Raw genomic sequence first — 22,678 nt, forward strand, 5'->3', positions numbered from 1 at the left:
TGCGGCTCAAGCCGTGCGAGAGTAGGTCATCGCCAGGTTTTAAACCCAAAAGCCCGCTGCCGCCGCAGCGGGCTTTTTCTTTGCCCGAAACATCGTCGGTGGGCGTGCGCCCGGGAGGTGCGCCCGCGGGCGCGAGGCTGGGATTTGGCTCCCCGGCAGCGGGGATGGCTGGAGCGGGTGATACGCGTGGGTACGATTGGTGCGGAGTGCTGCTCGGGCGCCGGCTTCGCGCCCGAGGGCGCTCCTACCCAAAGGCGATGGACTGCGCGGGGATCTTCGTTGCTCCACCGTCGACGTAGGAGCACCTTCAGGCGCGAGGCCGGAATGTACTTCGCTACGAGAATGGCTGGAGCGGGTGATAGGCGTGGGTGCGAAGGCGCCGAGGCGCTGCTCGGGTGCGGGCTTCGCGCCCAAGGGCGCTCCTATCGAAAGGGCGCTTACGGGGCCGCGGCGTTGCCCGCGGCATGGGCATAAAAAAAACGGCGCCTTACGGCGCCGCTTCCGGTTCTGCGATTGGCTTACTTCGCTTCGGCGTTGCTGGCCTTGCTCTTCATCATCGCGTCGCGATTGGCCTTGAACGGGTTGCCTTCGTACCAGTTGGGCCAGGCGTCGCCGCCGGCCAGCTGGTTGCCGACGCCATACAGCAACTGCAGGTCCTCGACGGTACCGTCGAGCTTCCAGGTGGCGGGGTCGTACTCGTCCTTCGGGCTGTGATAGCGATCCTTGCCGTAGGCCTCGGCGGCACGTTTGCCGGCTTCAATGCCACCGTCGACCAGGTCTTCCCCGCCGTCGGCATACAGCGCCGGGACGCCGGCTTTGGCGAAGTTGAAATGGTCCGAACGGAAGTAGAAGCCACTCTGCACCGAGGATTCGGCATGCAGGGTACGGTTCTGCGCGGCGGCCAGCGGCTTGAGGATGTCCTCCAGCTCCGAGCTGCCAAAGCCGGTGACGGTCATGTCACGGGCGCGGCCGTTGACCGACATGGCGTCGATGTTGATGACACCGGCGATCTTGTCCAGTGGGAAGGTCGGGTGGTTGACGTAGTACTGCGAGCCAAGCAGGCCTGATTCCTCCAGGGTGACCGCCAGGAACACCACCGAGCGCTCCGGCGGCAGGGCCTGGTGGGCCATCGCGTCGGCGATCTCGAGGATGCCGGCCACGCCGGTGGCATTGTCGACCGCGCCGTTGTAGATGTTGTCGCCTTCCTCGCCCTCGTGCTTGCCGAGGTGGTCCCAGTGCGCCATGTAGAGCACTGCTTCGTCGGCACGCTTGCTGCCTGGCAAGACGCCGACCACATTGCGCGACTTCTTCTGCGCGATGGTGCTCTTCAGGTCGAGCGAAAGGCTGGCCTGCAGCGGTACCGGCTTGAAGCCACGCTTGTTGGCATCGCGGTAGGCCTTGTCCAGGTCGAGCCCGGCATCGGAGAACAGCGTGCGCGCCGCCTCGGCGCTGAGCCAGCCTTGGGCCTGCAGGCGCGGTTCCTTGTCCTCGGCCGCCGGCAGGTCGTACTGCGCGCCACCCCAGGAGTTTTTCACCACGTCCCACCCGTACGAAGCGCCGGCGGTGTCATGGACGATCAGCGCGGCGGCGGCGCCCTTGCGCGCGGCTTCCTCGAACTTGTACGTCCAGCGCCCGTAATAGGTCATGCGCTTGCCGTCGAACAGCTTGGCATCGTTGCTGTGGAAGCCGGGATCATTGACGAACATGACCACAGTCTTGCCCTTCCAGTCCTGGCCGGCATAGTCGTTCCAGTTCTGTTCGGGGGCGTCGACACCGTAGCCGACGAACACCAGCTCGCTGTTGTCGATCCTGATCTCGGGCTGCCCGGTGCGCGTGCCGATCACCATGTCGGTGCCGAACGCCAGGTCACGGCTGGCCCCGCCCTGCTGGATCTTCAGCACGGTACCGGGATCGGCCGTGGTCTCGGTCATCGGGACGTCCTGGAACCAGCTGTCACCGTTGCCCGGTTGCAGGCCGATGCGCTGCATCTGGTCACGGATGTAGTTGACCGTCAGTTCCTCGCCCTGCGTGCCCGGCGCCCGACCCTCGAACGCATCGGAGGCCAGTTGCTTCACCAGTTCGCCGAAGTCGCCGGCGTTGATCTGCGCATCGAAGGCATGCGTCGGCACCTGGGTGGGCGCGGGTGCCGGTGGCGCGGCGGTGACGGGTGCGGCCTGTTCGCCCTTGCAGGCGACCAGCGCCGCACTGGCGGCAAGACACAACAACAGTTTGCGGGGCATGGGAACTCCGGTTTCCGATCGAACCCCGATTCTAGGCGCGATGCGCCCGCGGTGCTCAGTCAGCCGGTGCGCGCTCACTGGAGAACCGCTGTACCGTGGCGCCGCTGACCGGGCCGATGCGGGCACTGTCATGCACGTACAGCGTGACTTCACGCTCGAACACCAGGTTGCCTTCGACCACGGCGTTGGGGCCGATGATGATGCGCGGCTTGCGCGGCGGCGTCAGCGAAATGCTGAACGAGGGACGGGTCACCTTGATGCCGCCCTTGATCACCGAATCGACGCCGACGGTGATGTCGCCGTTGACCGTCTCGATGTTGCCCTGCACCTGCGTGCCGACCAGGCCGATGCCTCCATTGGCGGTTTCCACGTCGCCGCCGATGCGGCTGCCACGGTCGACGAAGATGCTGCCGTTGACGGTTTCCAGCCCGCCGCTCAACACCAGCTGGCGGCCGCTGCGGATGGCGCCGTTGACCGTCTCGACGCTGCGGGCGCTGACGTTGTCCTCGATGTGGACGCTGCCGTTGACCGTTTCCACGCCGCGGGCGCTGACGCCGCTGGCCAGGTGGATGCTGCCGTTCACCGTGTCCAGGTCGCGGTAGGTGGTGCCGGCATTGGTGCTGATGGCGCCGTTGACCTTGCTGATGTCGTCGTCGGCCATGGCCAACGGGGCGAGGGAGGCCAGGGCCAGGGTGAGCAGCAAACGTTTCATGGAAGGTCTCCGCCGGGGCGTTCAGGGGACAGGGGATGATCGCACCATGCTTGGTTACAATCCGCATCTGTCTGAAGTCACTGGAACGCCCTTGCGCCAGACCCGCCACCGCCCCGTCCTGCACCGGCTGCCTGCCCCGTCGCGCCTGCGGGCCTCCGGGTTGCTGGTGCTGGCGCTGCTGGCCGGGCCGCTGCTGGCGCAGAACACGTCCCGTGATGCGGAGAAGAAGCTGCAGCAGTTGCGCGGTGAACTGCGCAATGTGTCTCAGGAACGCCGCCAGTTGGAGGGCCAGCGTGACCAGGCCCAGCAGCAGCTGCGCGCCGCCGACCAGAAGGTGGCGCGCAGTGGTCGCGCGGTGGCCGAGGCCGATGCCGCGGTGCGCCGCGAGCAGCAGGCCCTGGCGGAGCTGCAGCAGCGCAAGGCCACCCTGCAGGGCGGCCTTGCCCAGCAACGCCGGCAACTGGCGGCCTTGCTCCGCGGCGCCTACCAGTTGGGCAACCACGCGCCACTGAAGCTGCTGTTGTCACAGGACACGGTGGCCGATGGCAACCGGCAGCTGGCCTATCACCGTTACCTGCAACGCGAGCGTGCCGCCGCCATCACCGCGCTGACGGCCGACCTGACGGCGTTGGAGAGTACCGAGCAGCAGATCACCGCACGCAGCCGCGAGCTGGAGCAGGCGCGCGAGCAGCAGCGCCGCGATGCCGCCACGCTGGCCCAGGACCGTCGCCAGCGTGCCACGGTGGTGGCCGAACTGGACCAGCGCTACCAGGACCGCAGCGACCGCGAGAAGGCCCTGGGCAAGGACGCGCAATCGCTGGAACGCCTGCTGGCCAACCTGCGTGCCGCCGCTGCCCGTGCCGAGGCCGAACGCCGCGCCGCGGCCCGCCGTGCCGCCGCCGCGCAATCCCGGCAGGCCGCGAACGGCGCAACGGCACCGCGGGATGCGCCGCGCGCCGCGCCGGGCAAGACGCCGCCGCGGGTGGTGGCCAATGCGCCAGCCCCCCGGGTGGGCGGGCTGGGCTGGCCGCTGTCGGGCAACCTGCTGGCCCGTTATGGCGGCCGTCTCCCCGATGGCCGCAACAGCAGCGGCGTCCTGATCGGTGCTCCGGCCGGCAGCACGGTCAACGCGGTGGCCGACGGCACGGTGGTGTTCTCCGACTGGATGACCGGCTACGGCATGATCCTGATCGTCGACCATGGCAACGGCTACATGAGCCTGTACGCCCACAACGATGCCCTGCTGCGTGATGCCGGGGCGCGGGTGCGCCGCGGCGAGGCCGTGGCCAAGGTCGGCAACTCGGGCGGGCAGGGTGTGACCGCGCTGTACTTCGAGCTGCGCCGCAACGGCCAGCCGGTCGATCCCTCGACCTGGCTGCAGCGCCAGTAGTACATGCGGCGTTGACGGGCCAGGCGCGCAGCTAAACCGCACATGTCGGCCGGGGCGGCGGGCATGGCCGGGTTCAACGGGAATTTAGCCGGGCTTCGCGCATAATCGGACCCGGCGTGCCTTGGCACGCATCCGTTTTCTCATGGAGTGGTTCATGCGTGTAGCCCGTCTTGCAGCTGCCCTGCTGTTGGCCCTGTCCCCCGCGCTATCGCTGGCGCAGAGCGCCCAGGACAAGGCGTCCCGGGCCGACGATCCCGACACCAAGGAATCGGTGACCTCGCGCGTACCGCTGGATGAGATCCGCCGTTTCGTCGCCGTCTACAACGCGGTGCGCGCGGCGTATGTCGATCCGGTCGATGACAAGAAGCTGATGCAGTCGGCCGTGCGCGGCCTGCTGCTGGAACTGGATCCGCACAGCACCTACTTCGACAAGGCCGACGCCGAGGCATTCGACGAGCAGACCAATGGTGCCTACGAAGGCATCGGCGTGGAGCTGCTGCAGCAGGACGACAACACGCTCAAGGTGGTGTCGCCGATCGACGATACGCCGGCCGCGCGCGCCGGCCTGCGCGCCGGTGACCTGATCGTGGCGATCGACGGTAAGCCGATTAGCGCGATCGAGGCGATGGAACCGCTGCGCGGTGAAGCCGGCAGCAAGGTGGTGCTGACCATCGAGCGCGGCCAGCAGAAGCCGTTCGACGTGACCGTGGTGCGCGAGACCATCCGCGTCACCAGCGTGCGCAGCAGGATGCTGGAGCCGGGTTATGGCTATGTGCGCATCAGTACCTTCCAGGCCGATACCGGTGCCGACTTCCAGAAGAACCTGGCGCAGCTGCAGGCGCAGGCCGGTGGCAAGCTGAAGGGGCTGGTGCTGGACCTGCGCAGCAACCCTGGCGGCCTGCTGACCGCTGCGGTGCAGGTGGCCGACGACCTGCTCGACAAGGGCGGCATCGTCAGCACGCGTGGCCGCATCTCGATCAGCGACGCCAGGTTCGATGCCACCCCGGGCGACCTGCTCAAGGGTGCGCCGGTGGTGGTGCTGGTGGATGCCGGTTCGGCCAGTGCCTCGGAAGTGCTGGCCGGTGCGCTGCGCGACAACCAGCGCGCCCGCATCGTCGGCAGCCGTACCTTCGGCAAAGGCTCGGTGCAGACGGTGTTGCCGCTGGACAACGGCGACTCGGTGAAACTGACCACCGCGCGCTATTACACGCCCAGCGGGCGGTCGATCCAGGCCACCGGCATCGTGCCGGAGGTGGAGTTGACCGCCGAAGCGGACGAGGCCACCCAGGACCTGCCGCCCAGCCTGGTCGACTACAGCGAGGCCAGCCTGCCCGGCCACCTGCACGGTGACGATGAGGCCGACGGTGGCAAGGCCGGCGTGGTGTTGCCGGGTGACGCGCCGATCCAGCAGGCGTTGCAGGAACTCAAGCAGCCCGGCTCGGTGGTCGCCGCGCAGGCCGCTGCGGCAGCCGCGGCAAAGGCAAAGCCCGCCGCCGCCACACCGGCGCCAGCACCGGCAACGCCCTCGGCACCGGCCAAGCCGGAGGCTGTCCAAGCGCCGGCGAAGGCAGCACCGTCCACGCCCGTGGAGCCGGCTGACACGCCCGAGCCGGTGGACGGCGACAAGTAATACAGACAAGGCCCCGCATCGCGGGGCCTTTTTCCAGGTGATTCAGCGTGGCTTGCCGGGCAGCGGGAAGGGCGTGACTACCTTCTCGCCGGTGGCTGCGTCGCGGATGGAGGACTGGCCCTTTTTCTCCACTTCCTCGATGCGCACGATGCTCTGCATCGGCAGGTGCAGCACCCGGGTGTCGCCGAACTCCTCGCGCAGGCGCTCTTCGGTGGGGTCGACCACCAGCCCGTCGTGGATGTCGAACACCAGCTCGGCGATCTCGTTGAAGCCCCACAGGTGGCTGCCGCCGACGCGCCGTGCATACAGCTCGTAGACCTTGCCGTGGTTGAGGAAGGTGACCTTGTACAGGGGTTTGCTGCTCATCGCCTGATTATAGAAGCCGGCTCAGAAGCCGTGGTTCTTGCGCAGCTTGCGGGCAATGGCGGCACGGATGTACAGGCCGTAGACGATCCCGAACAGGAAGCCGGCCACATGTGCCGACCAGGCCACCATGCCGAAGCTGGGGCCGATGTAGGCAAACACCACCTGCAGTGCTGCCCAGACCCCGATCAACAGGAAGGCGGGGGCACGGACGAACTCCAGGAACAGGCCCAGGGGCAGCACCACGCCCAGCCGGGCACCGGGGAACAGGGTCAGGTAGGCCCCCATCAACGCCGACACCGCACCGCTGGCCCCGATGATGATGCGGTCCGGTGTACCCATCGCATACAGGGCCGCCAGGTTGGCCACCGCACCGCCGGCCAGGAACAACAGCAGCAGGCGCCAAGGACCGAGCACACGCTCGGCCGGCAGCCCGAAGATCAGCAGGAACACCAGGTTGCCGAGCAGGTGCAGCCAGTCGGCGTGCAGGAACAGGGCGGTGAACAGCCGCAGGACGCTGCCGTCGCTCAGCGCCGCCCACCAGTCCTGCGGGTTGCCCAGTCCGGTGGACAAGGCGCCCCAGTCCATCCAGAGCGAGCGGCGAGCCTCATCCGGCCGTGAGATCGACCACAGGAAGGCCAGCCAGATGACCGTGAACAGCAACGGCACGGCCCAGCGGAGGCCCGGCTTCTTGCGGGAGGGGATCGAGACGAACATCGGGCTGCAAGCCTAACCCGGCACCGTCATCCGGGGGAGGCATAATTTTTCCGGCCGACGTTATTGTTTAGTTAATGCCCCTGAGTGATACTGCATACGGCGTCGTATGTCGGGAGGGGACTCCGGCGCGCTCCCAGGCCGTCCTGGCGGACTGGAAGTGCAGGCGCAAAAACGACCACCACCGTTTACGGAGAGACATTCGAACATGACCGCTTCCACGTTTGCCCGCGTCACCGCACTGGCTGTCGGCATCGCCGGCGCCCTGGCTTTCGGCCACGCCCATGCTGCCGCCTTCCAGCTGAAGGAAAACAGCGCCAAGGGCCTGGGCCGCGCTTTCGCAGGTTCGACCAGCGCCTGGGGCGATGCCTCCGTCGTGGCGACCAACCCGGCCTCGATGCGTCTGCTGGACGGCCGCCAGTTCCAGGCCGACGTGAGCGCCATCAGCTTCTCGGCTGACTTCAAGAGCGAAGGCGGCCGTTACGTCGGCCCGACCGGCCCGGGCACCGGCACCCCGATCGGTGGCGGCAATGGCGGCGATGCCGGCATGATCGCGCCGGTTCCGGCCGCTTACCTGCACATCCCGTTCGGCGAGAACGACAACATGCACTTCGGTGCGTCGCTGACCGTGCCGTTCGGCTTCACCACCGAATACGACAAGGATTGGGTGGGCCGCTACCACGGCATCAAGACCGACCTGAAGGCCATCGACCTGGGCGCTTCGTTCTCCTACGACGTGAACCCGTACGTGTCCTTCGGCGCCGGCGTGTTCGTCGAGCACCTGACCATCGAGCTGACCAGCGCGATCGACTTCGGTACCGCGCTGTATGCCAGCCCGGGTGGCGCGCAGCTGGGCTTCCGTCCGGGTAATGCCGACGGTTCCTACAAGGTGGAAGGCGACAACAATGCCTTCGGCTGGACCATCGGCGGCACCTTCAGCCCGACCGAAGACACCAACATCGCGCTGAGCTACCGCTCCAAGGTCGAGCACAAGATCACCGGCGGCAAGGCCACCTTCAACGTGCCGCCGACCGCCGCTGCCGTGCTGGCACAGGCACGTCCGGGCCAGTACGTGAACACCTCGGGCAAGGCCACCCTGGAGCTGCCGGCCTCGGCAACCCTGAGCGTGACCCACCGCATCAATGACCGCTGGACCGTGATGGGCGACGTGACCCGCACCGCCTGGTCGCCGTCGTTCGACACCGTGACCATCGACTTCGCCTCGAACCAGCCGGACCAGGATCTGCCGTTCAAGTACAACGACACGACCTTCACCTCGATCGGTACCGAGTACAAGCTGTCCGACACCCTCACCCTGCGTGGCGGCGTTGCCTACGACCAGAGCCCGACCAGCAACGAGCACCGTGACGTGCGCGTGCCGGACGTGACCCGCAAGTGGCTGTCGGTCGGCCTGGGCTGGACCCCGTCCGAGCGTACCGAGTTCAACTTCGGTTACACCCACCTGTTCACCGACGAGCCGTCGATCAACCTGGTCTCGGCCACGGGTAGCACGCTGAAGGGCAAGTACGATGTGGGTGGCGACGTGCTCGCCGCTTCGATCAACTACAAGTTCTGATCGAGCCCCGTAGTGATGCAGCAGAAGGCCCCGCGCAAGCGGGGCTTTTTGTTTGGGAGAGGCAAAGGCACCCCTCCCCGGCCCTCCCCTTCGCTTCGCGAAAGGGAGGGGGAAGAGCAACCGCAGCTGCAACTGCAACTGCAACCGCAGTGGTCCGGCCCTCGTCGTTTCATGTGGGTGCGGCCAAACAAAAACCCCGCTTTCGCGGGGTTCTTGTTTGTTCCTGCGGCAGTGCGATCAGTCGCCCAGGGTCAGCAGCGAGGCGTTGCCGCCGGCGGCGGTGGTGTTCACCGTCACCGTCTTTTCGGTGGCGAAGCGCAGCAGGTAGTGCGGGCCGCCGGCCTTGGGGCCGGTGCCGGACAGGCCCTGGCCGCCGAACGGCTGCACGCCGACCACCGCGCCGATCTGGTTGCGGTTGACGTACACGTTGCCGACGTTGACGCGCGCGGCGATGCGGTCAACCGTCTCGTCGATGCGCGAATGCACGCCCAGGGTCAGGCCGTAGCCGGTGGCGTTGATCTGGTCGATCACCGCGTCCAGCTGATCGGCCTTCCAGCGGATCACGTGCAGCACCGGCCCGAAGATTTCCTTGTGCAGCTGGCCCAGGTCCTTCAGCTCGTAGGCGCGCGGGGCGAAGAAGGTGCCGTTGGCGGCTTCGCCGGACAGCGGTGCGGTGGCGATCAGGCGGGCTTCGGCGTCCATGCGTGCGGCATGGTCGGTGAGGATCTGCAGTGCGTCGGCGTCGATGACCGGGCCGACGTCGGTGGACAGCTCGCCCGGGTTGCCGATCTTCAGTTCGGCCATCGCGCCAGCCAGCATGCCCATCACCTTGTCGGCGATGTCGTCCTGCACGAACAGCACGCGTGCGGCCGAGCAACGCTGGCCGGCCGAGGTGAAGGCCGAGGCGATCGCGTCCTTGACCAGCTGTTCCGGCAGCGCCGAGGAGTCGGCGATGAAGGCGTTCTGGCCGCCGGTCTCGGCGATCAGTACGCCGATGGCGGCATCGCGTGCGGCCATCGCGCGGTTGATGGCGCGGGCGGTCTCGGTGGAGCCGGTGAAGGCCACGCCGGCCACGCGCGGGTCGGCGGTGAGCGCGGCACCGACGGTGGCGCCATCGCCCGGCAGGAACTGCAGCACGCCTTCCGGCACGCCGGCGTCGAGCAGCAGCTTCACCGCGTAGTAGCCGACCAGGTTGGTCTGCTCGGCCGGCTTGGCGATGACGCTGTTGCCGGCGGCCAGCGCGGCGCTGACCTGGCCCAGGAAGATCGCCAGCGGGAAGTTCCACGGGCTGATGCAGACGAATACGCCGCGGCCATGCAGCTGCAGTTCGTTGGATTCACCGGTCGGGCTGGGCAGCTTCTCGGCGCTGCCGAACTGCTCGCGTGCCTGCTTGGCGTAGTAGCGCAGGAAGTCCACCGCCTCGCGCACTTCGGCGACGCTGTCGGGCAGGCTCTTGCCGGCTTCCTTCACGCACAGCGCCATGAACTCGGCGATGCGGGCTTCCAGCTGGTCGGCGGCGTGTTCGAGGATGGCGGCGCGGCTGGCGGCCGGGGTGCGGTTCCAGGCCGGCTGCGCGGCCACCGCGTTGGCCAGTGCCTGCTGCACGGTGGCGCTGTCGGCGGCTTGCCACTGGCCGACCACTTCACGGCTGTCGGCCGGGTTGGTCACCGGCAGCGTGGCGCCGGTGCTGGTCGCGCCCGGCACCAGCGGTGCTGCCTGCCACGGCTTAATGGCAGCGTGCAGCTGCTGGGCGAGGGCACGCAGGTCGTTGTCGTTGGCGAGGTTGATGCCCATGGAATTGTTCCTGTCGTGGTTCTGGCTGCGCAGCAGGTCGATGGGCAGCGGGATCTTGGGATGCGGGATGGACGCGAACGAGGACACCGCCTCGACCGGATCGCGGATCAGGTCGTCGATGGACACGTCCTCGTCGGTGATGCGGTTGACGAAGCTGGAGTTGGCGCCGTTCTCGAGCAGGCGACGCACCAGATACGGCAGCAGGTCCTCGTGCGAACCCACCGGCGCGTAGACGCGGCAGGGCACGTTGAGGCGGTCGGCCGGGATCACCTCGGCGTACAGGTCATCGCCCATGCCGTGCAGCTTCTGGTGCTCGTAGGTGCGGCCCTGCGCGATCTGCTTGACCGCGGCGATGGTGGCTGCGTTGTGGGTGGCGAACATCGGGTACAGCGTGTCGCTGTGGCCAAACAGGCGCTTGGCGCAGGCGATGTAGGACACGTCGGTGTTCTGCTTGCGGGTGAACACCGGGTAGCCGGCCAGGCCTTCGATCTGGGCGCGCTTGATCTCCGCGTCCCAGTAGGCGCCCTTGACCAGCCGCACCTGCAGCTTGTGGCCGATGCGACGGGCCAGGTCGGCCAGGTAGTCGATCGTGTACGGGGTGCGCTTCTGGTAGGCCTGCACCACGATGCCGAAGCCTTCCCAGCCCTTGAGCGAGGGATCGCTGACCACGCGCTCGATGATGTCCAGCGACAGCTCCAGGCGGTCGGTTTCCTCGGCGTCGACGGTGCAGCCGATGCCGTAGGACTTGGCCAGCTGGGCCAGCTCCAGCACGCCGGGGACCAGGTCCTTGAGCACGCGCTCGCGCTTGGCATGCTCGTAGCGCGGGTACAGCGCCGAAAGCTTGATCGAGATACCGTGCGAGGCGGTGACGTCGCCGTCGGCCTTGCCGCCGCGGGCGATGTTGTCGCCACCGATGGCGTGAATGGCGCGGCGGTAGTCCTCCAGGTAGCGCAGCGCGTCCTTCATGGTCAGCGCGCCTTCGCCGAGCATGTCGAAGGAGTAGCGGTAGTTGCTGTTGTCGCCCTTGTGCGAGCGCGACAGTGCTTCGTCGATGGTGCGGCCCATGACGAACTGGTGGCCCATGATCTTCATGGCCTGGCGCACGGCCAGGCGGATCACCGGCTCGCCGACGCGGCCGATCAGCCTCTTGAACGCACCATGCACGTCGCGCTTGGTGGCGTCGGCGAGGTCGACCAGGTGGCCGGTCAGCATCAGGCCCCAGGTGGAGGCATTGACCAGCACCGAGTCGGACTGGCCCATGTGCTTCTTCCAGTCCGCTTCGCCGAGCTTGTCGCGGATCAGCTTGTCGGCGGTTTCCTGGTCGGGGATGCGCAGCAGCGCTTCGGCCACGCACATCAGCAGCACGCCTTCCTCGCTGCCGAGGTCGTACTGGCGCATGAAAGCCTCGATCGCGCCCTGGTTCTTGGCGCGCGCGCGCACGCGGCGCACCAGGTCGGCGGCGGTGGCCTGCACCTGCGCCTGCTCGGCGGCGGGCAGGCGCGCCTGCGCCAGCAGTTCACGGACGTGGATGGTTTCGTCCTTCAGCCAACCATCGGTGATGGCCTGTCGCAGTGCGGCAGGTACCGGTGGCAGCTCGGGCGAAAGCAGGGCTTCCGCGGAGGGAGCGACAGCAGTGGAAGGTGTTGCGTTCATGCCTGGGACCAGGGTTGTCGGATTCGGCCATTTTAATCCTTGCCGGCGGTTTTCCCAGTCCCCCTGGCGTCCTTTCACCCGGCCGAAAGCCTTGTGTGGCAGGCGTTTCGGTAAAGCGAGAGGTGCATTTCCAGTTTGTGCCGAAACCGTCAAATTATCCGCCGATGTTTGGCGGGCTGGCGGCGATTCGAGTGTGCGCTGCAACAATCCGACATCGATGAATGGAAGCTTGCCGGTGTGAATTTGCAGGGCTACCATCGGGTCGTTTTCCGCGGTACGGACGCGGTTGCGACATGATCCAGATGCTTCGGTCGGTTTCCGATGGCTCACATGCGCAGCTGGTGCTGCATCCCCCACGGGCGCTCACGGCCCGGCAGTTCGTCCTGTTGTTCGCCGCGTTGGCTGGACTGATGGTGTTCACCGCAGGCCTGGGTTGGCTGTCCGGGAACGTCTTCGCTCCGGTCTTCGCGTTGGTGCATTGCTTGCTGGTGGGTTGGGCGTTGCGTGCGGCTTGGCGCAGCGGCGACCGCCGGGAAGAGATCCGGGTAGGACCGGACTGCGTGGAGATGATCCCCGCGGCCGGGAGTTCACCGGTGTTCCGGGCACACCCGTATTGGGTGCGGCTGGTCACCGGAGAGGGACGGGTCCTGCTGGTTTCCAGTGGAAAGCGGGTGGAAGTGGGGAGTTTCCTCGCACCTGCCGAACGCCAGGAACTTGCGGCGGCACTTGAAGGCTTGCTCGCAGCCAGCAATGGCTGCAAACCGACGACGTCAAGGGTCTAGGCATGAAGCAAAGCAGCGGGTGGGGCGGGAAGTTGAAGTACGGATGCATGCTGGCAGCCATGGCGCTGTCGGCACCTGTGGCGTGGGCGCAGTCCGCCGACCCCAAGGAGTGGCAGCTCAACATGGGCAAGGGCGTGACCCATACCGCGCGCATGGCGTGGGAAGCCCACATGGTGGCGCTGTGGGTCTGCGTGGTGATCGGCGTGCTGGTGTTCGGCGCGCTGTTCTACGCGGTGTTCAAGTTCCGCAAGTCCAAGGGAGCGGTGGCCGCGCAGTTCAGCCACAACACCAAGGCCGAGATCATCTGGACCGTCATTCCCATTGTGATCCTGGTGGTGATGGCCTGGCCGGCCACGGCCAAGCTGATCGCCATGTACGACACCCGCGATTCGGAGATGACGGTGAAGATCACCGGCTATCAATGGATGTGGAAGTACGAATATCTGGGCGAGGATGTCGCCTTCACCAGCCGCCTGGACCGCAAGTCCGACGAGCTGCGGCAGAGCGGGGCGGTGCCGACCCTGGCCACCGATCCGCATTACCTGCTGGACGTGGACAACGCGCTGGTGCTGCCGGTCGATACCAAGGTCCGCTTCGTCATCACCTCCGATGACGTGATCCACGCCTGGTGGGTGCCGGCGCTGGGCTGGAAGCAGGACGCGGTGCCGGGCTTCATCAACGAGCGCTGGACCAACATCGAGGAAGTCGGCGTCTACCGCGGCCAGTGCGCCGAGCTGTGCGGCAAGGACCATGGCTTCATGCCGATCGTGGTCAAGGCCGTGTCCAAGGAAGACTTCAAGACCTGGCTGGCCTCGCGCAAACCCGCACCCGCGGCGGAGGCGGCACCGGCCGCTGCACCCGCGGCGCCGGCCTCCGAGCAAGCACCGCAACCGGAAGCCGCGCCGGCGACGCCGGCCGCGACCGGCGCCTGATCCCACTGCGTGCCGGCCGGCAGGCCGGCGCGATGCCTGGAAACTGGATTAACGAGGTGTAGTTGCAATGGCGAACTCCGCAGTGGATCACTCCGAGCACCACGGTCACCACCAAAGCTTCTTCGAACGCTGGTTCTTCTCCACCAACCACAAGGACATCGGTACGCTGTACCTGCTCTTCAGCTTCACGATGTTCATCATCGGCGCGTTCATGTCGGTGCTGATCCGCTGGGAGCTGATGGAGCCCGGCCTGCAACACATGAAGCCGGAATTCTTCAACCAGATGACCACCGTGCATGCGCTGGTGATGATCTTCGGTGGCGTGATGCCGGCCTTCGTCGGCCTGGCCAACTGGATGATCCCGCTGCAGATCGGCGCGCCGGACATGGCGCTGCCGCGCATGAACAACTGGTCGTTCTGGCTGCTGCCGGTGGCCTTCACCCTGCTGCTGATGACGCTGTTCCTGCCCGGTGGCGCCCCTGCTGGTGGTTGGACGCTGTACCCGCCGCTGTCGCTGCAGGGCGGCTACAACGTGGCCTTCAGCGTGTTCGCCATCCACGTGGCCGGCATCAGTTCGATCATGGGCGCGATCAACATCATCGCCACCGTGTTGAACATGCGCGCGCCGGGCATCGACCTGCTGAAGATGCCGATCTTCTGCTGGACCTGGCTGATCACCGCGTTCCTGCTGATCGCGGTGATGCCGGTGCTGGCCGGTGCGGTGACCATGCTGCTGACCGACAAGTTCTTCGGTACCAGCTTCTTCAACGCCGCCGGTGGCGGTGACCCGGTGATGTACCAGCATATCTTCTGGTTCTTCGGTCACCCGGAGGTCTACATCATGATCCTGCCGGCGTTCGGCGTGGTCAGCGAGATCCTCCCCACCTTCAGCCGCAAGCCGCTGTTCGGTTACCAGGCGATGGTGTACGCAACTGCCGCCATCGCCTTCCTGTCCTTCATCGTGTGGGCGCACCACATGTTCACGGTAGGCATGCCGCTGGGTGGCGAGATCTACTTCATGTTTGCCACGATGCTGATCTCGATCCCGACCGGCGTGAAGGTGTTCAACTGGGTCAGCACGATGTGGGAGGGCTCGCTGACGTTCGAAACGCCGATGCTGTTCTCCATCGCCTTCGTCATCCTGTTCACCATCGGTGGCTTCTCCGGCCTGATGCTGGCCATCGTGCCGGCCGACTTCCAGTACCACGACACCTACTTCGTGGTGGCGCACTTCCATTACGTGCTGGTCACCGGCGCGGTGCTGGCGCTGATCGCGGCGGTGTACTACTGGTGGCCGAAGTGGACCGGTCGCATGTACAACGAGTTCTGGGGCAAGTTCCATTTCTGGTGGACGATGGTGTTCGTCAACCTGCTGTTCTTCCCGCAGCACTTCCTGGGCCTGGCCGGCATGCCGCGCCGCATCCCCGACTACAACCCGGTGTTCGCCGACTGGAACCTGGTCAGCTCGATCGGTGCGTTCGGCATGTTCGTCACCCCGTTCCTGATGGCCGGCATCCTGTTGTCCTCGCTGCGCAGCGGCAAGCGTGCCGAAGCGCGTGCCTGGGAAAGCGCCAGGGGCCTGGAATGGACCGTGCCGTCGCCGGCACCGGCGCACACTTTCACCGTCCCGCCGGTGATCAAGCCGGGCGACCTGGCCCACGACGACGTGACCCATTGAGGAGCAGGGCATGAACAGCCAGTGGCAACCCGATGAACTGGCCCAGCGTCGTCGGCGTGCACGCCGCACCGCGCTGGTGGTGGGCGTGATCGCGGTGGCGGTGTACGTCGGCTTCATCCTGTCCGGGGTGCTGGCGCAGTGACCACGCCTGCGCCCAAGCCCGCCCGCAATGCCGGCATGGTCCGGCTGATCGGCGTCGCGCTGGGCGTGTTCGTGCTGACCTTCTCGCTGGTGCCGCTGTACCGCATCGCCTGCGAGAAGGTGTTCGGCGTGCGGCTGGAACGCGGCGCCAGCCAGGCGGCGGCCACGCATGACGGTGCCGGCAAGGCCCGGCGCACGGTGCGGGTGGAGTTCGATGGTGGCGTGAACTCCAAGCTGCCGTGGGCGTTCCATCCGGAAAAGCTGACGATGGACGTGGTGCCGGGTGAGTTGAACGAGGCCCTGTACTACGCCCGCAACGAAAGCGAACGGCCGCTGGTCGGCAGCGCGGTGCCGTCGGTGGCGCCGGCGCGTGCCTCCGGCTTCTTCAACAAGACCGAATGCTTCTGCTTCACCGCGCAGACCCTGCAGGCCGGGGAGCAGCGCGAGATGCCGGTACGCTTCATCGTCGACCCGGACCTGCCGGACGACGTGAGCACCATCACCCTGTCGTACACGTTCTACAAGAATGATGCGCTGACCGAGCAGCTGGCCCCGGCTTCGACCGCGGCTGCCGCCCATGCAGCTCCCTGATCACGGACCCGGAAGCAACGCCATGGCCCACAACACGCCTGATGCCAACGTCTACTTCGTGCCGAGCCAGAGCAAATGGCCCTTCGTCGGCTCGATCGCCATGCTGGTGCTGATGGTGGGGGTGGCCAGCTGGCTCAACGACGCCAGCTGGGGGCGCTGGACCTTCTTCGTCGGGCTGGCGATGCTGGTGTTCACCCTGTTCCTCTGGTTCGGCGACGTCATCCGCGAATCGGTGGCCGGCAACTACAACCGGCAGGTCGACGGCTCGTTCCGGATGGGGATGATCTGGTTCATCTTCTCCGAGGTGATGTTCTTCGGCGCGTTCTTCGGCGCGCTGTTCTACACGCGCAACATGGGCCTGCCGTGGCTCGGTGGCGAAGGCCATGGCGTGGCGACCAACGACCTGCTGTGGAGCGGTTACTCGGCGGCCTGGCCGACCAACGGCCCGGCCGATATCGGCGGCGCGTTCCAGACCATCCCGGCGTGGGGCCTGCCGCTGATCAACACGTTGATCCTGTTGACCTCCGGCGTGACCCTGACCATCGCCCACCATGCACTGAAGGCCGGCAACCGCATGCAGCTGCTGACCTGGCTGGGGTTGACCATCGTGCTCGGCTGCGTGTTCCTGACGTTGCAGGCCGAGGAATACATCCATGCCTACAAGGAGCTGAACCTGACGCTGGGTTCGGGCATCTACGGCTCCACGTTCTTCATGCTGACCGGCTTCCACGGTGCCCACGTGGCGCTGGGCACGATCATGCTGATCGTGATGTGGTTGCGTGCGGCCAAGGGGCATTTCACCCGAGACAACCATTTCGGCTTCGAAGCGGCGGCGTGGTACTGGCACTTCGTCGACGTGGTGTGGCTGATGCTGTTCCTGTTCGTCTACGTGCTCTGATCGACGCGGACGCTTGGCACGCAGGGAGGTGAAGCGCTGATGGGCTTCACTCCCGTTCTGCTGCGACTCAGCCGCCGACGCCGTGCGGCTTGATCCAGCCGGTGTAGATGCCCAGCCCGACCAGCAGGATCAGCACCACCGACAGGACGATGCGCCGCGTGAGCGCGTTGACCGTGCGTTTGGTCTGGCCACGATCGATCATCAGGTAGTAGAGGCCGGCTCCCAGATTCCAGACGATGACGATCAGAAACGCGATTACCAGCAAGGTCTTCAACGAATCGTTCATGCGCGGCCCGATGGGTGAATTGGCAACGCTATATCACCCGCTCCGGGGCCGCTTGTCATGACGCGACAGCACACAAGCGCGTTCGGCTGGTCGTTGGCGCTGTTGGTGGCGACGGTGTTCTGCGGCCTGGGCGTCTGGCAGCTGCAGCGCATGCACGAGAAGCAGGCCCTGCTGGACCAGGTGCCGCCCGGGCGCGAGAAGGCGATGACCGTACGGCAGGCCATGCAGGCGCCGCGGGTGCTGCACTGGGTGCGCGACCGGCTGCAGTTCCTGCCCGGCAGCATCCTGCTGGACAACCAGCTGCGCCACGGCCGGGCCGGGGTGAAGGTCTACCAGCCGGCGCGCGCCGACGACGGGCAGGTGGTGCTGGTGGACCTGGGCTGGCTGCCGTTGCCGGCGGACCGGCGGATGCCGGCGATCACGCCGCAGCCGGGCGTACAGACGCTGGAAGGCCTCTGGGCCCCCCCCCCTTCGGCGGGGCTGGCGCTGGGCCCGGCACTGGCAGCGGCCGACCAGCCGCGGACCTGGCTGGCCACGCGCATCGAATTGCCGGCCATTTCCCGCGCGCTGGGAGTGGCGGATGCGCCCATGGCCCCGCAGGTGCTGCGGCTGGATCCTGCGTTGCCGCTGGGATACGAGCGCGACCTGGAGTTGCTGCCCAACACGCTGCCGCCGTCACGCCACCTCGGCTACGCGGTGCAATGGTTCGCGATGGCCTTGGCGGTGCTGGTGATCGCCGTGGTGCTGCAATGGCGGCGCGGGCGGGCCAGGCGGTGATGGGGCGATGCCGCCGCGCGGGCAGGAGCCGTTTCTCCCGGGTCCGTTCGATTCTCCGGCAGCGCCACGGGCGTTCATCGGCCCGTCTGCCGATGGCATGCAGGGCGCTGCTCGTCATTCCTTTCTTCCCGGCGTTGGCGCAGGGCGGGGAATGGCCACGGTTGCCCACCGACAGACGTTCGAGTTCACTGGTTCACATGGGAAACTGCCACGCATGAATGCCCTCACGCCCGAACAGCTTGCCGTCCGCAACAAGGGCCGCCGCGTGCTGCTGCTGATCTTCGCGATGTTCTTCGGTTCGATGGCGCTGGCCGGCATCCTGCGTTTCTCCGGCTGGACCCCGCAGATCAACCGCAACCATGGGCAGCTGTACGAGCCGCCGATCGATCTGCGCCAGGAACCGCTGCGGCTGGCCGACGGCCAGCCCTATGCCTGGAATCCGGCCGAACGCACCTGGCGCATCGTGCTGGCACCGCCGGCCGATTGCGCACCGGCCTGCGTCACTTTGTCGCAGCAATTGGACAAGGTCTGGCAGCTGTTCGGGCATAACGCGGATAATGTCGAGATATTGTGGCTGGGCTCGCCGCCGGCAGCGGTGGCGGTCACGCCGGCACTGAAGGTGCTGCAGGCCCAGCCCGCGTTCCGGGCGAAGCTGCCGGGTGTCGATGACCCGGCTGGAACCCCGGTGTATGTGATTGATCCCAATGGCTTTGTGGTGTTGCGCTATGCGCCCGGCTTCGAACCCGGTGGATTGCGGGCCGACCTTTCCAGGCTGTTGAAACTGAAGTGAGTCCCGTTCGATGAATGCCCACGCGCGTCCGGCGCTGTACCGCAATTTCCACCGCCTGGCGTGGTTCGCACTGATCATGACCGCCAGCACGATCATGTTCGGTTCGTTCGTGCGGCTGTCCGATGCCGGGCTGAGCTGCCCGGACTGGCCGACCTGCTACGGCCGCGTGACCTGGCCGCAGACCCAGATGGAAGCCGCCCAGCACGTGGCCAGCGAGATCCGCCCGCTGGAGAGCCACAAGGCCTGGCGCGAGCAGGTGCATCGCTTCCTGGCCGGCCTGCTCGGCGTCGAGGTGCTGACCCTGGCGCTGCTGGCGGCACGCCGGCGCCGGCATGGCATCGCCCAGATCGTCACCGCCTCGGTGCTGGTGGCGCTGGCCATTCCCCTGTATATGCGCGGCGAGCACGTGGCTTCGAGCGTGCTGGCCATCGGCGGCGAGGCGATCCTGCTGCTGGCGGCGCTGCGCTGGTCCAACATCGACCTGGCACGGGCGGCGGTGCTGACCCTGGCGGTGGTGGTGTTCCAGGCCCTGCTGGGCATGTGGACGGTGACCTGGCTGCTCAAGCCGATCGTGGTGATGGGCCATCTGCTCGGTGGCATGGCCATGTTCGGCCTGCTGGTGTGGATGGCCTGGCGGGCCACGCACCTGCCGATCACCTTGGCCGAGGCGCCGCGCCTGCGCTGGTGGCTGCGTGCCGGCCTGGCCCTGCTGGTGCTGCAGATCGCGCTCGGTGGCTGGGTCAGCGCCAACTACGCGGCGCTGGCCTGCGGTGGCGGCAGCGTGTCGCTGGACAACTTCCCGCGCTGCGTCAGCCAGTGGTGGCCGCAGCAGAACTACGGCGAAGGCTTCACCCTGTGGCGCGGCATCGGCGTGGATTACGAAGGTGGCGTGCTCGACGGCGCCTCGCGCATCGCGATCCAGATGGCGCACCGGATGATGGCCGTCGTGGTGTCGCTGTACCTGCTGGTGCTGTCGGTCCGCATGTTCCGCCTGCCCGGCATGCGCGGATGGTCGACCGCATTGGGCCTGCTGGTGTTGTTGCAGATCAGCCTGGGCGTGCTCAACGTCAAGCTGGCCCTGCCGCTGGCGGTGGCGGTGATGCACAGCGGCGGGGCAGTGGCGCTGTTGTTCGTGCTGGTGTCGTTGCTCGCACGCCTGCGTGCCCCGGAGTGATGGCATGAGCGCGACCTGGCAAGACTATTGGGACCTGACCAAGCCCAAGGTGGTGGCACTGATCGTGTTCACCGCCCTGGTGGGCATGTGCCTGGCCATCCCGACCCTGCCGACCACCGCGCAGGTGGTGTCCGGTGCGGTGGGTTTCATCGGCATCTGGTTGTCGGCGGCCGCCGCGGCAGCGATCAACCAGCTGCTGGACGCGCGCATCGACGCGCAGATGGCACGCACCTCGTGGCGGCCACTGGTGGTGGGCAAGGTCACGCCGCGCCAGGTGCTGGTGTTCGCCGGCGCGCTGACGGCGCTGTCGATGACCCTGCTGGTGCTGTGGGTGAACGTGATCACCGCGGTGCTCACGTTTGCCTCGCTGATCGGCTATGCGGTGATCTACACCGTGTACCTGAAGCGGGCGACGTCGCAGAACATCGTCATCGGCGGCCTGGCCGGCGCCACACCGCCGCTGCTGGGCTGGGCGGCGGTGACCGGCATGCAGGGCAGCTCCGATTGGGCCTATGCCTCGCTGCTGGTGCTGATCATCTTCGTGTGGACGCCGCCGCACTTCTGGGCGCTGGCGATCTTCCGCCGCGCCGACTACGCCAAGGCCGACGTGCCGATGCTGCCGGTGACCCACGGCGTGCCGCATACGCGCCGGCAGATCCTGATCTACACCGTGGTACTGGTGGTGGTGACGCTGCTGCCGGTGGCGATCGGCATGAGCGGGATGTTCTACCTGGGCGGTGCCAGCGTGTTGAACATCGTGTTCCTGTGGTACGCATGGAAGATGCAGGACCCACCGGACGAAATGTTCAACATGAAGACGTTCTGGTATTCCATCGTCTACCTGATGGCGCTGTTTGCCTTCCTGCTGGTGGACCACTGGTTGCTGCCCTGGCTGTGAAGCCGGGCCGTTCTACCGTGTAGGAGCGGCCTCGGCCGCGAAGCCGGTAAGGCGCCACCGTTGATGAACCCCGTCCACCCGTAGCGTCCGTGATGGCGTGCTTTGCTGCGGACCGCATGTCTATCGGCATCGCGGCCGAGGCCGCTCCTACGGGGCTTTTTGTTTGGCGGCGTAGCGTTGGGCGACCATCGAGCAGACGATCAGCTGGATCTGGTGGTAGATCATGATCGGCAACACGATCGCACCGAGGCTGCCGCCGGCGAACAGCACCTTGGCGATCGGCACGCCGGTGGCCAGGCTCTTCTTGGAGCCGCAGAACACGATGGGGATCTCGTCCTCGCGGCTGAAGCCCAGCCTGCGCGCGAGCCAGGTGATGCCGGGCATGGCGATGGCCAGCAACACCACGGCGATCACCGCGGTGGTCAGCAGCGAGACCAGCGGCGTCTTGGTCCACAGGCCTTCGTTGACCGACTCACCGAAGGCGGCATACACCACCAGCAGCACCGTGCCCTGGTCGGTGTAGCGCAACAGCGGGCGCTGTCGTTCCACCCAGCCGCCGATCACCGGGCGCAGCAGGTGGCCGGCGACGAAGGGCACCAGCAGTTGCAGCATGATCGCGCCGACCGCATGCAGCGGGTTGGCCATGCCGCCCTGCGTGCCGGCCAGCAGGGTCATCAGCAACGGGGTCAGGAACACCCCGAGGATGCTCGACAGCGACGCGGCGCAGACCGCGGCCGGCACGTTGCCACCGGCCATCGAGGTGAAGGCGATCGACGATTGCACGGTGGAGGGCAGGGTGCACAGGAACAGCACGCCCAGGTACAGCTCCGGTGTCAGCAGCGCGCCGGACAGCGGCTTGAAGGCCAGCCCCAGCAGCGGGAACAGCACGAACGTGCAGGCCAGGATCACCAGGTGCAGGCGCCAGTGCAGCATGCCGGCGATGATCGACTCGCGCGACAGCCGCGCGCCGTGCAGGAAGAACAGCGCGGCGATGGCGATGTCGGTGAAGTGGTCGAAGCCGCGTGCCAACGCGCCGCTCATCGGCAACACGGTGGCCAGCGCGATGGTGACGAGCAGCGCGAGGGTGAAGTTGTCAGGCCGCAGGCGCGACCACCAGCGTTTCATCAGGCAGGGGTTCCTCGATCAGGTGCGGGTGAAGGCATGCTCAGGGGACAGGGGCCTCGATGGCGCTGCGCGCGCTGGCTTCCAGCGAGGTCATGCCGGCCGCGCGGCCGAGCTGCAATGCGTCGTCGGTGGAGGCACCTTCGAGCCGGGCATTGAGCAGGGCCAGCAGTGCACCGGCACGGTTGCCCGACGCGCAGTGCAGCAGGGTGGTGCCGTCGTCTTGTGCGAGCAGGCGCTGCAGGGTGCGCGCGTTGGCCGTGGTGAGGTCGGCGGCGCCGGCAATGGGCAGGCGGACATAACGCAGGCCGAGCTGCTCGGCCTGCGCGCCTTCGTCGTAGCCGCGGTCTTCCTCGGGCCGACGCAGGTCGATGACGGTGGTGACGCCGGAGCGTGCGGCATCGCGCAGCTGTTGCGCGCTGGGTTGGCCGGCGGTGAGCAACTGCGGGCGGGGCTGGCGCAGCGGAGCGTCGGTGGCCATCGCATCGGCCGATGCAAGCACGGCCAGCAGCAGGAGCGAACGGAAACCAGTCATCG

The 22,678-nt window shown here is 67.0% G+C and carries 21 protein-coding genes; 13 read left to right on the plus strand and 8 right to left on the minus strand.

From position 1 onward, the window contains the following. Positions 1-518: 518 nt before the first annotated feature. A complete protein-coding gene (locus tag ACIPR8_RS00005; protein WP_446539768.1) occupies positions 519-2,240 on the minus strand; it encodes a M28 family metallopeptidase in 1,722 nt (573 codons plus the stop codon). Between the two features lie 55 nt (positions 2,241-2,295). Continuing rightward, positions 2,296-2,952, minus strand: a complete 657-nt coding sequence (locus tag ACIPR8_RS00010; RefSeq protein WP_446539769.1) for a hypothetical protein — start codon at positions 2,950-2,952, stop codon at positions 2,296-2,298. 46 nt (positions 2,953-2,998) lie between these two features. Between ACIPR8_RS00010 and ACIPR8_RS00015 the strand changes: the two genes are divergently transcribed. Further along, a complete protein-coding gene (locus tag ACIPR8_RS00015; RefSeq protein ID WP_446539770.1) occupies positions 2,999-4,342 on the plus strand; it encodes a murein hydrolase activator EnvC family protein in 1,344 nt (447 codons plus the stop codon). Positions 4,343-4,496: 154 nt separating this feature from the next. Beyond that, positions 4,497-5,972: a S41 family peptidase gene (locus ACIPR8_RS00020; RefSeq protein WP_446539771.1), complete on the plus strand. Its 1,476-nt coding sequence runs from the start codon at positions 4,497-4,499 to the stop codon at positions 5,970-5,972. A gap of 42 nt (positions 5,973-6,014) precedes the next feature. Here the strand turns inward: ACIPR8_RS00020 and ACIPR8_RS00025 are convergent, their stop codons facing one another. Both ACIPR8_RS00025 and ACIPR8_RS00030 read right to left on the minus strand, forming a co-directional pair. After that, positions 6,015-6,338, minus strand: coding sequence for a DUF1820 family protein (locus ACIPR8_RS00025; RefSeq protein ID WP_446539772.1), 324 nt, complete (start codon positions 6,336-6,338; stop codon positions 6,015-6,017). A gap of 21 nt (positions 6,339-6,359) precedes the next feature. Next, positions 6,360-7,052: a rhomboid family intramembrane serine protease gene (locus ACIPR8_RS00030; protein WP_192287900.1), complete on the minus strand. Its 693-nt coding sequence runs from the start codon at positions 7,050-7,052 to the stop codon at positions 6,360-6,362. Positions 7,053-7,257: 205 nt separating this feature from the next. On the opposite strand from ACIPR8_RS00030, the gene ACIPR8_RS00035 reads away from it, so the two are divergent. After that, complete coding sequence (locus ACIPR8_RS00035) at positions 7,258-8,625, plus strand: outer membrane protein transport protein (RefSeq protein WP_192287899.1); 1,368 nt, start codon at positions 7,258-7,260, stop codon at positions 8,623-8,625. Positions 8,626-8,862: 237 nt separating this feature from the next. Here ACIPR8_RS00035 and putA read toward each other — a convergent pair whose 3' ends face one another. Next, positions 8,863-12,072, minus strand: coding sequence for a bifunctional proline dehydrogenase/L-glutamate gamma-semialdehyde dehydrogenase PutA (gene putA, locus ACIPR8_RS00040; RefSeq protein WP_446539773.1), 3,210 nt, complete (start codon positions 12,070-12,072; stop codon positions 8,863-8,865). A gap of 293 nt (positions 12,073-12,365) precedes the next feature. On the opposite strand from putA, the gene ACIPR8_RS00045 reads away from it, so the two are divergent. From ACIPR8_RS00045 to ACIPR8_RS00070, 6 genes are all read left to right on the plus strand, one after another. Further along, positions 12,366-12,854 carry a DUF2244 domain-containing protein gene (locus tag ACIPR8_RS00045; protein ID WP_446539774.1) on the plus strand — a complete coding sequence of 163 codons (489 nt, stop codon included), beginning with the start codon at positions 12,366-12,368 and terminating at the stop codon, positions 12,852-12,854. A 2-nt stretch (positions 12,855-12,856) separates the two neighbouring features. Continuing rightward, a complete protein-coding gene (gene coxB, locus ACIPR8_RS00050; RefSeq protein WP_446539775.1) occupies positions 12,857-13,786 on the plus strand; it encodes a cytochrome c oxidase subunit II in 930 nt (309 codons plus the stop codon). Between the two features lie 67 nt (positions 13,787-13,853). Next, positions 13,854-15,464 carry a cytochrome c oxidase subunit I gene (gene ctaD, locus ACIPR8_RS00055; RefSeq protein WP_192287896.1) on the plus strand — a complete coding sequence of 537 codons (1,611 nt, stop codon included), beginning with the start codon at positions 13,854-13,856 and terminating at the stop codon, positions 15,462-15,464. 10 nt (positions 15,465-15,474) lie between these two features. Then, complete coding sequence (locus tag ACIPR8_RS00060; RefSeq protein ID WP_263863716.1) at positions 15,475-15,606, plus strand: hypothetical protein; 132 nt, start codon at positions 15,475-15,477, stop codon at positions 15,604-15,606. Then, positions 15,603-16,196: a cytochrome c oxidase assembly protein gene (locus ACIPR8_RS00065; RefSeq protein WP_132865953.1), complete on the plus strand. Its 594-nt coding sequence runs from the start codon at positions 15,603-15,605 to the stop codon at positions 16,194-16,196. Before ACIPR8_RS00060 ends, ACIPR8_RS00065 begins: the two co-directional genes overlap by 4 nt. Positions 16,197-16,218: 22 nt before the next feature. Then, positions 16,219-17,094: a cytochrome c oxidase subunit 3 gene (locus tag ACIPR8_RS00070; RefSeq protein WP_446539776.1), complete on the plus strand. Its 876-nt coding sequence runs from the start codon at positions 16,219-16,221 to the stop codon at positions 17,092-17,094. A 67-nt stretch (positions 17,095-17,161) separates the two neighbouring features. On the opposite strand, the gene ACIPR8_RS00075 is transcribed toward ACIPR8_RS00070, so the two are convergent. Beyond that, positions 17,162-17,380 carry a twin transmembrane helix small protein gene (locus ACIPR8_RS00075; protein WP_132865951.1) on the minus strand — a complete coding sequence of 73 codons (219 nt, stop codon included), beginning with the start codon at positions 17,378-17,380 and terminating at the stop codon, positions 17,162-17,164. Positions 17,381-17,437: 57 nt separating this feature from the next. On the opposite strand from ACIPR8_RS00075, the gene ACIPR8_RS00080 reads away from it, so the two are divergent. The 4 genes from ACIPR8_RS00080 (at position 17,438) to cyoE (ending at position 21,019) form a co-directional block, all read left to right on the plus strand. Next, a complete protein-coding gene (locus ACIPR8_RS00080; protein ID WP_446539777.1) occupies positions 17,438-18,157 on the plus strand; it encodes an SURF1 family protein in 720 nt (239 codons plus the stop codon). 214 nt (positions 18,158-18,371) lie between these two features. Continuing rightward, positions 18,372-18,947: a hypothetical protein gene (locus ACIPR8_RS00085; RefSeq protein ID WP_132866241.1), complete on the plus strand. Its 576-nt coding sequence runs from the start codon at positions 18,372-18,374 to the stop codon at positions 18,945-18,947. 10 nt (positions 18,948-18,957) lie between these two features. Next, positions 18,958-20,121 carry a COX15/CtaA family protein gene (locus tag ACIPR8_RS00090; protein WP_192287893.1) on the plus strand — a complete coding sequence of 388 codons (1,164 nt, stop codon included), beginning with the start codon at positions 18,958-18,960 and terminating at the stop codon, positions 20,119-20,121. 4 nt (positions 20,122-20,125) lie between these two features. Next, a complete protein-coding gene (cyoE, locus tag ACIPR8_RS00095) occupies positions 20,126-21,019 on the plus strand; it encodes a heme o synthase (protein ID WP_132865948.1) in 894 nt (297 codons plus the stop codon). A 147-nt stretch (positions 21,020-21,166) separates the two neighbouring features. Here cyoE and ACIPR8_RS00100 read toward each other — a convergent pair whose 3' ends face one another. Together ACIPR8_RS00100 and ACIPR8_RS00105 are read right to left on the minus strand one after the other, a co-directional pair. Further along, positions 21,167-22,144, minus strand: coding sequence for a bile acid:sodium symporter family protein (locus ACIPR8_RS00100; protein ID WP_446539778.1), 978 nt, complete (start codon positions 22,142-22,144; stop codon positions 21,167-21,169). Positions 22,145-22,184: 40 nt separating this feature from the next. Beyond that, positions 22,185-22,676: a fused DSP-PTPase phosphatase/NAD kinase-like protein gene (locus ACIPR8_RS00105; protein WP_446539779.1), complete on the minus strand. Its 492-nt coding sequence runs from the start codon at positions 22,674-22,676 to the stop codon at positions 22,185-22,187. Between the last annotated feature and the right edge of the window lie 2 nt (positions 22,677-22,678).

It is taken from the genome of Stenotrophomonas sp. LARHCG68, from assembly GCF_052871705.1.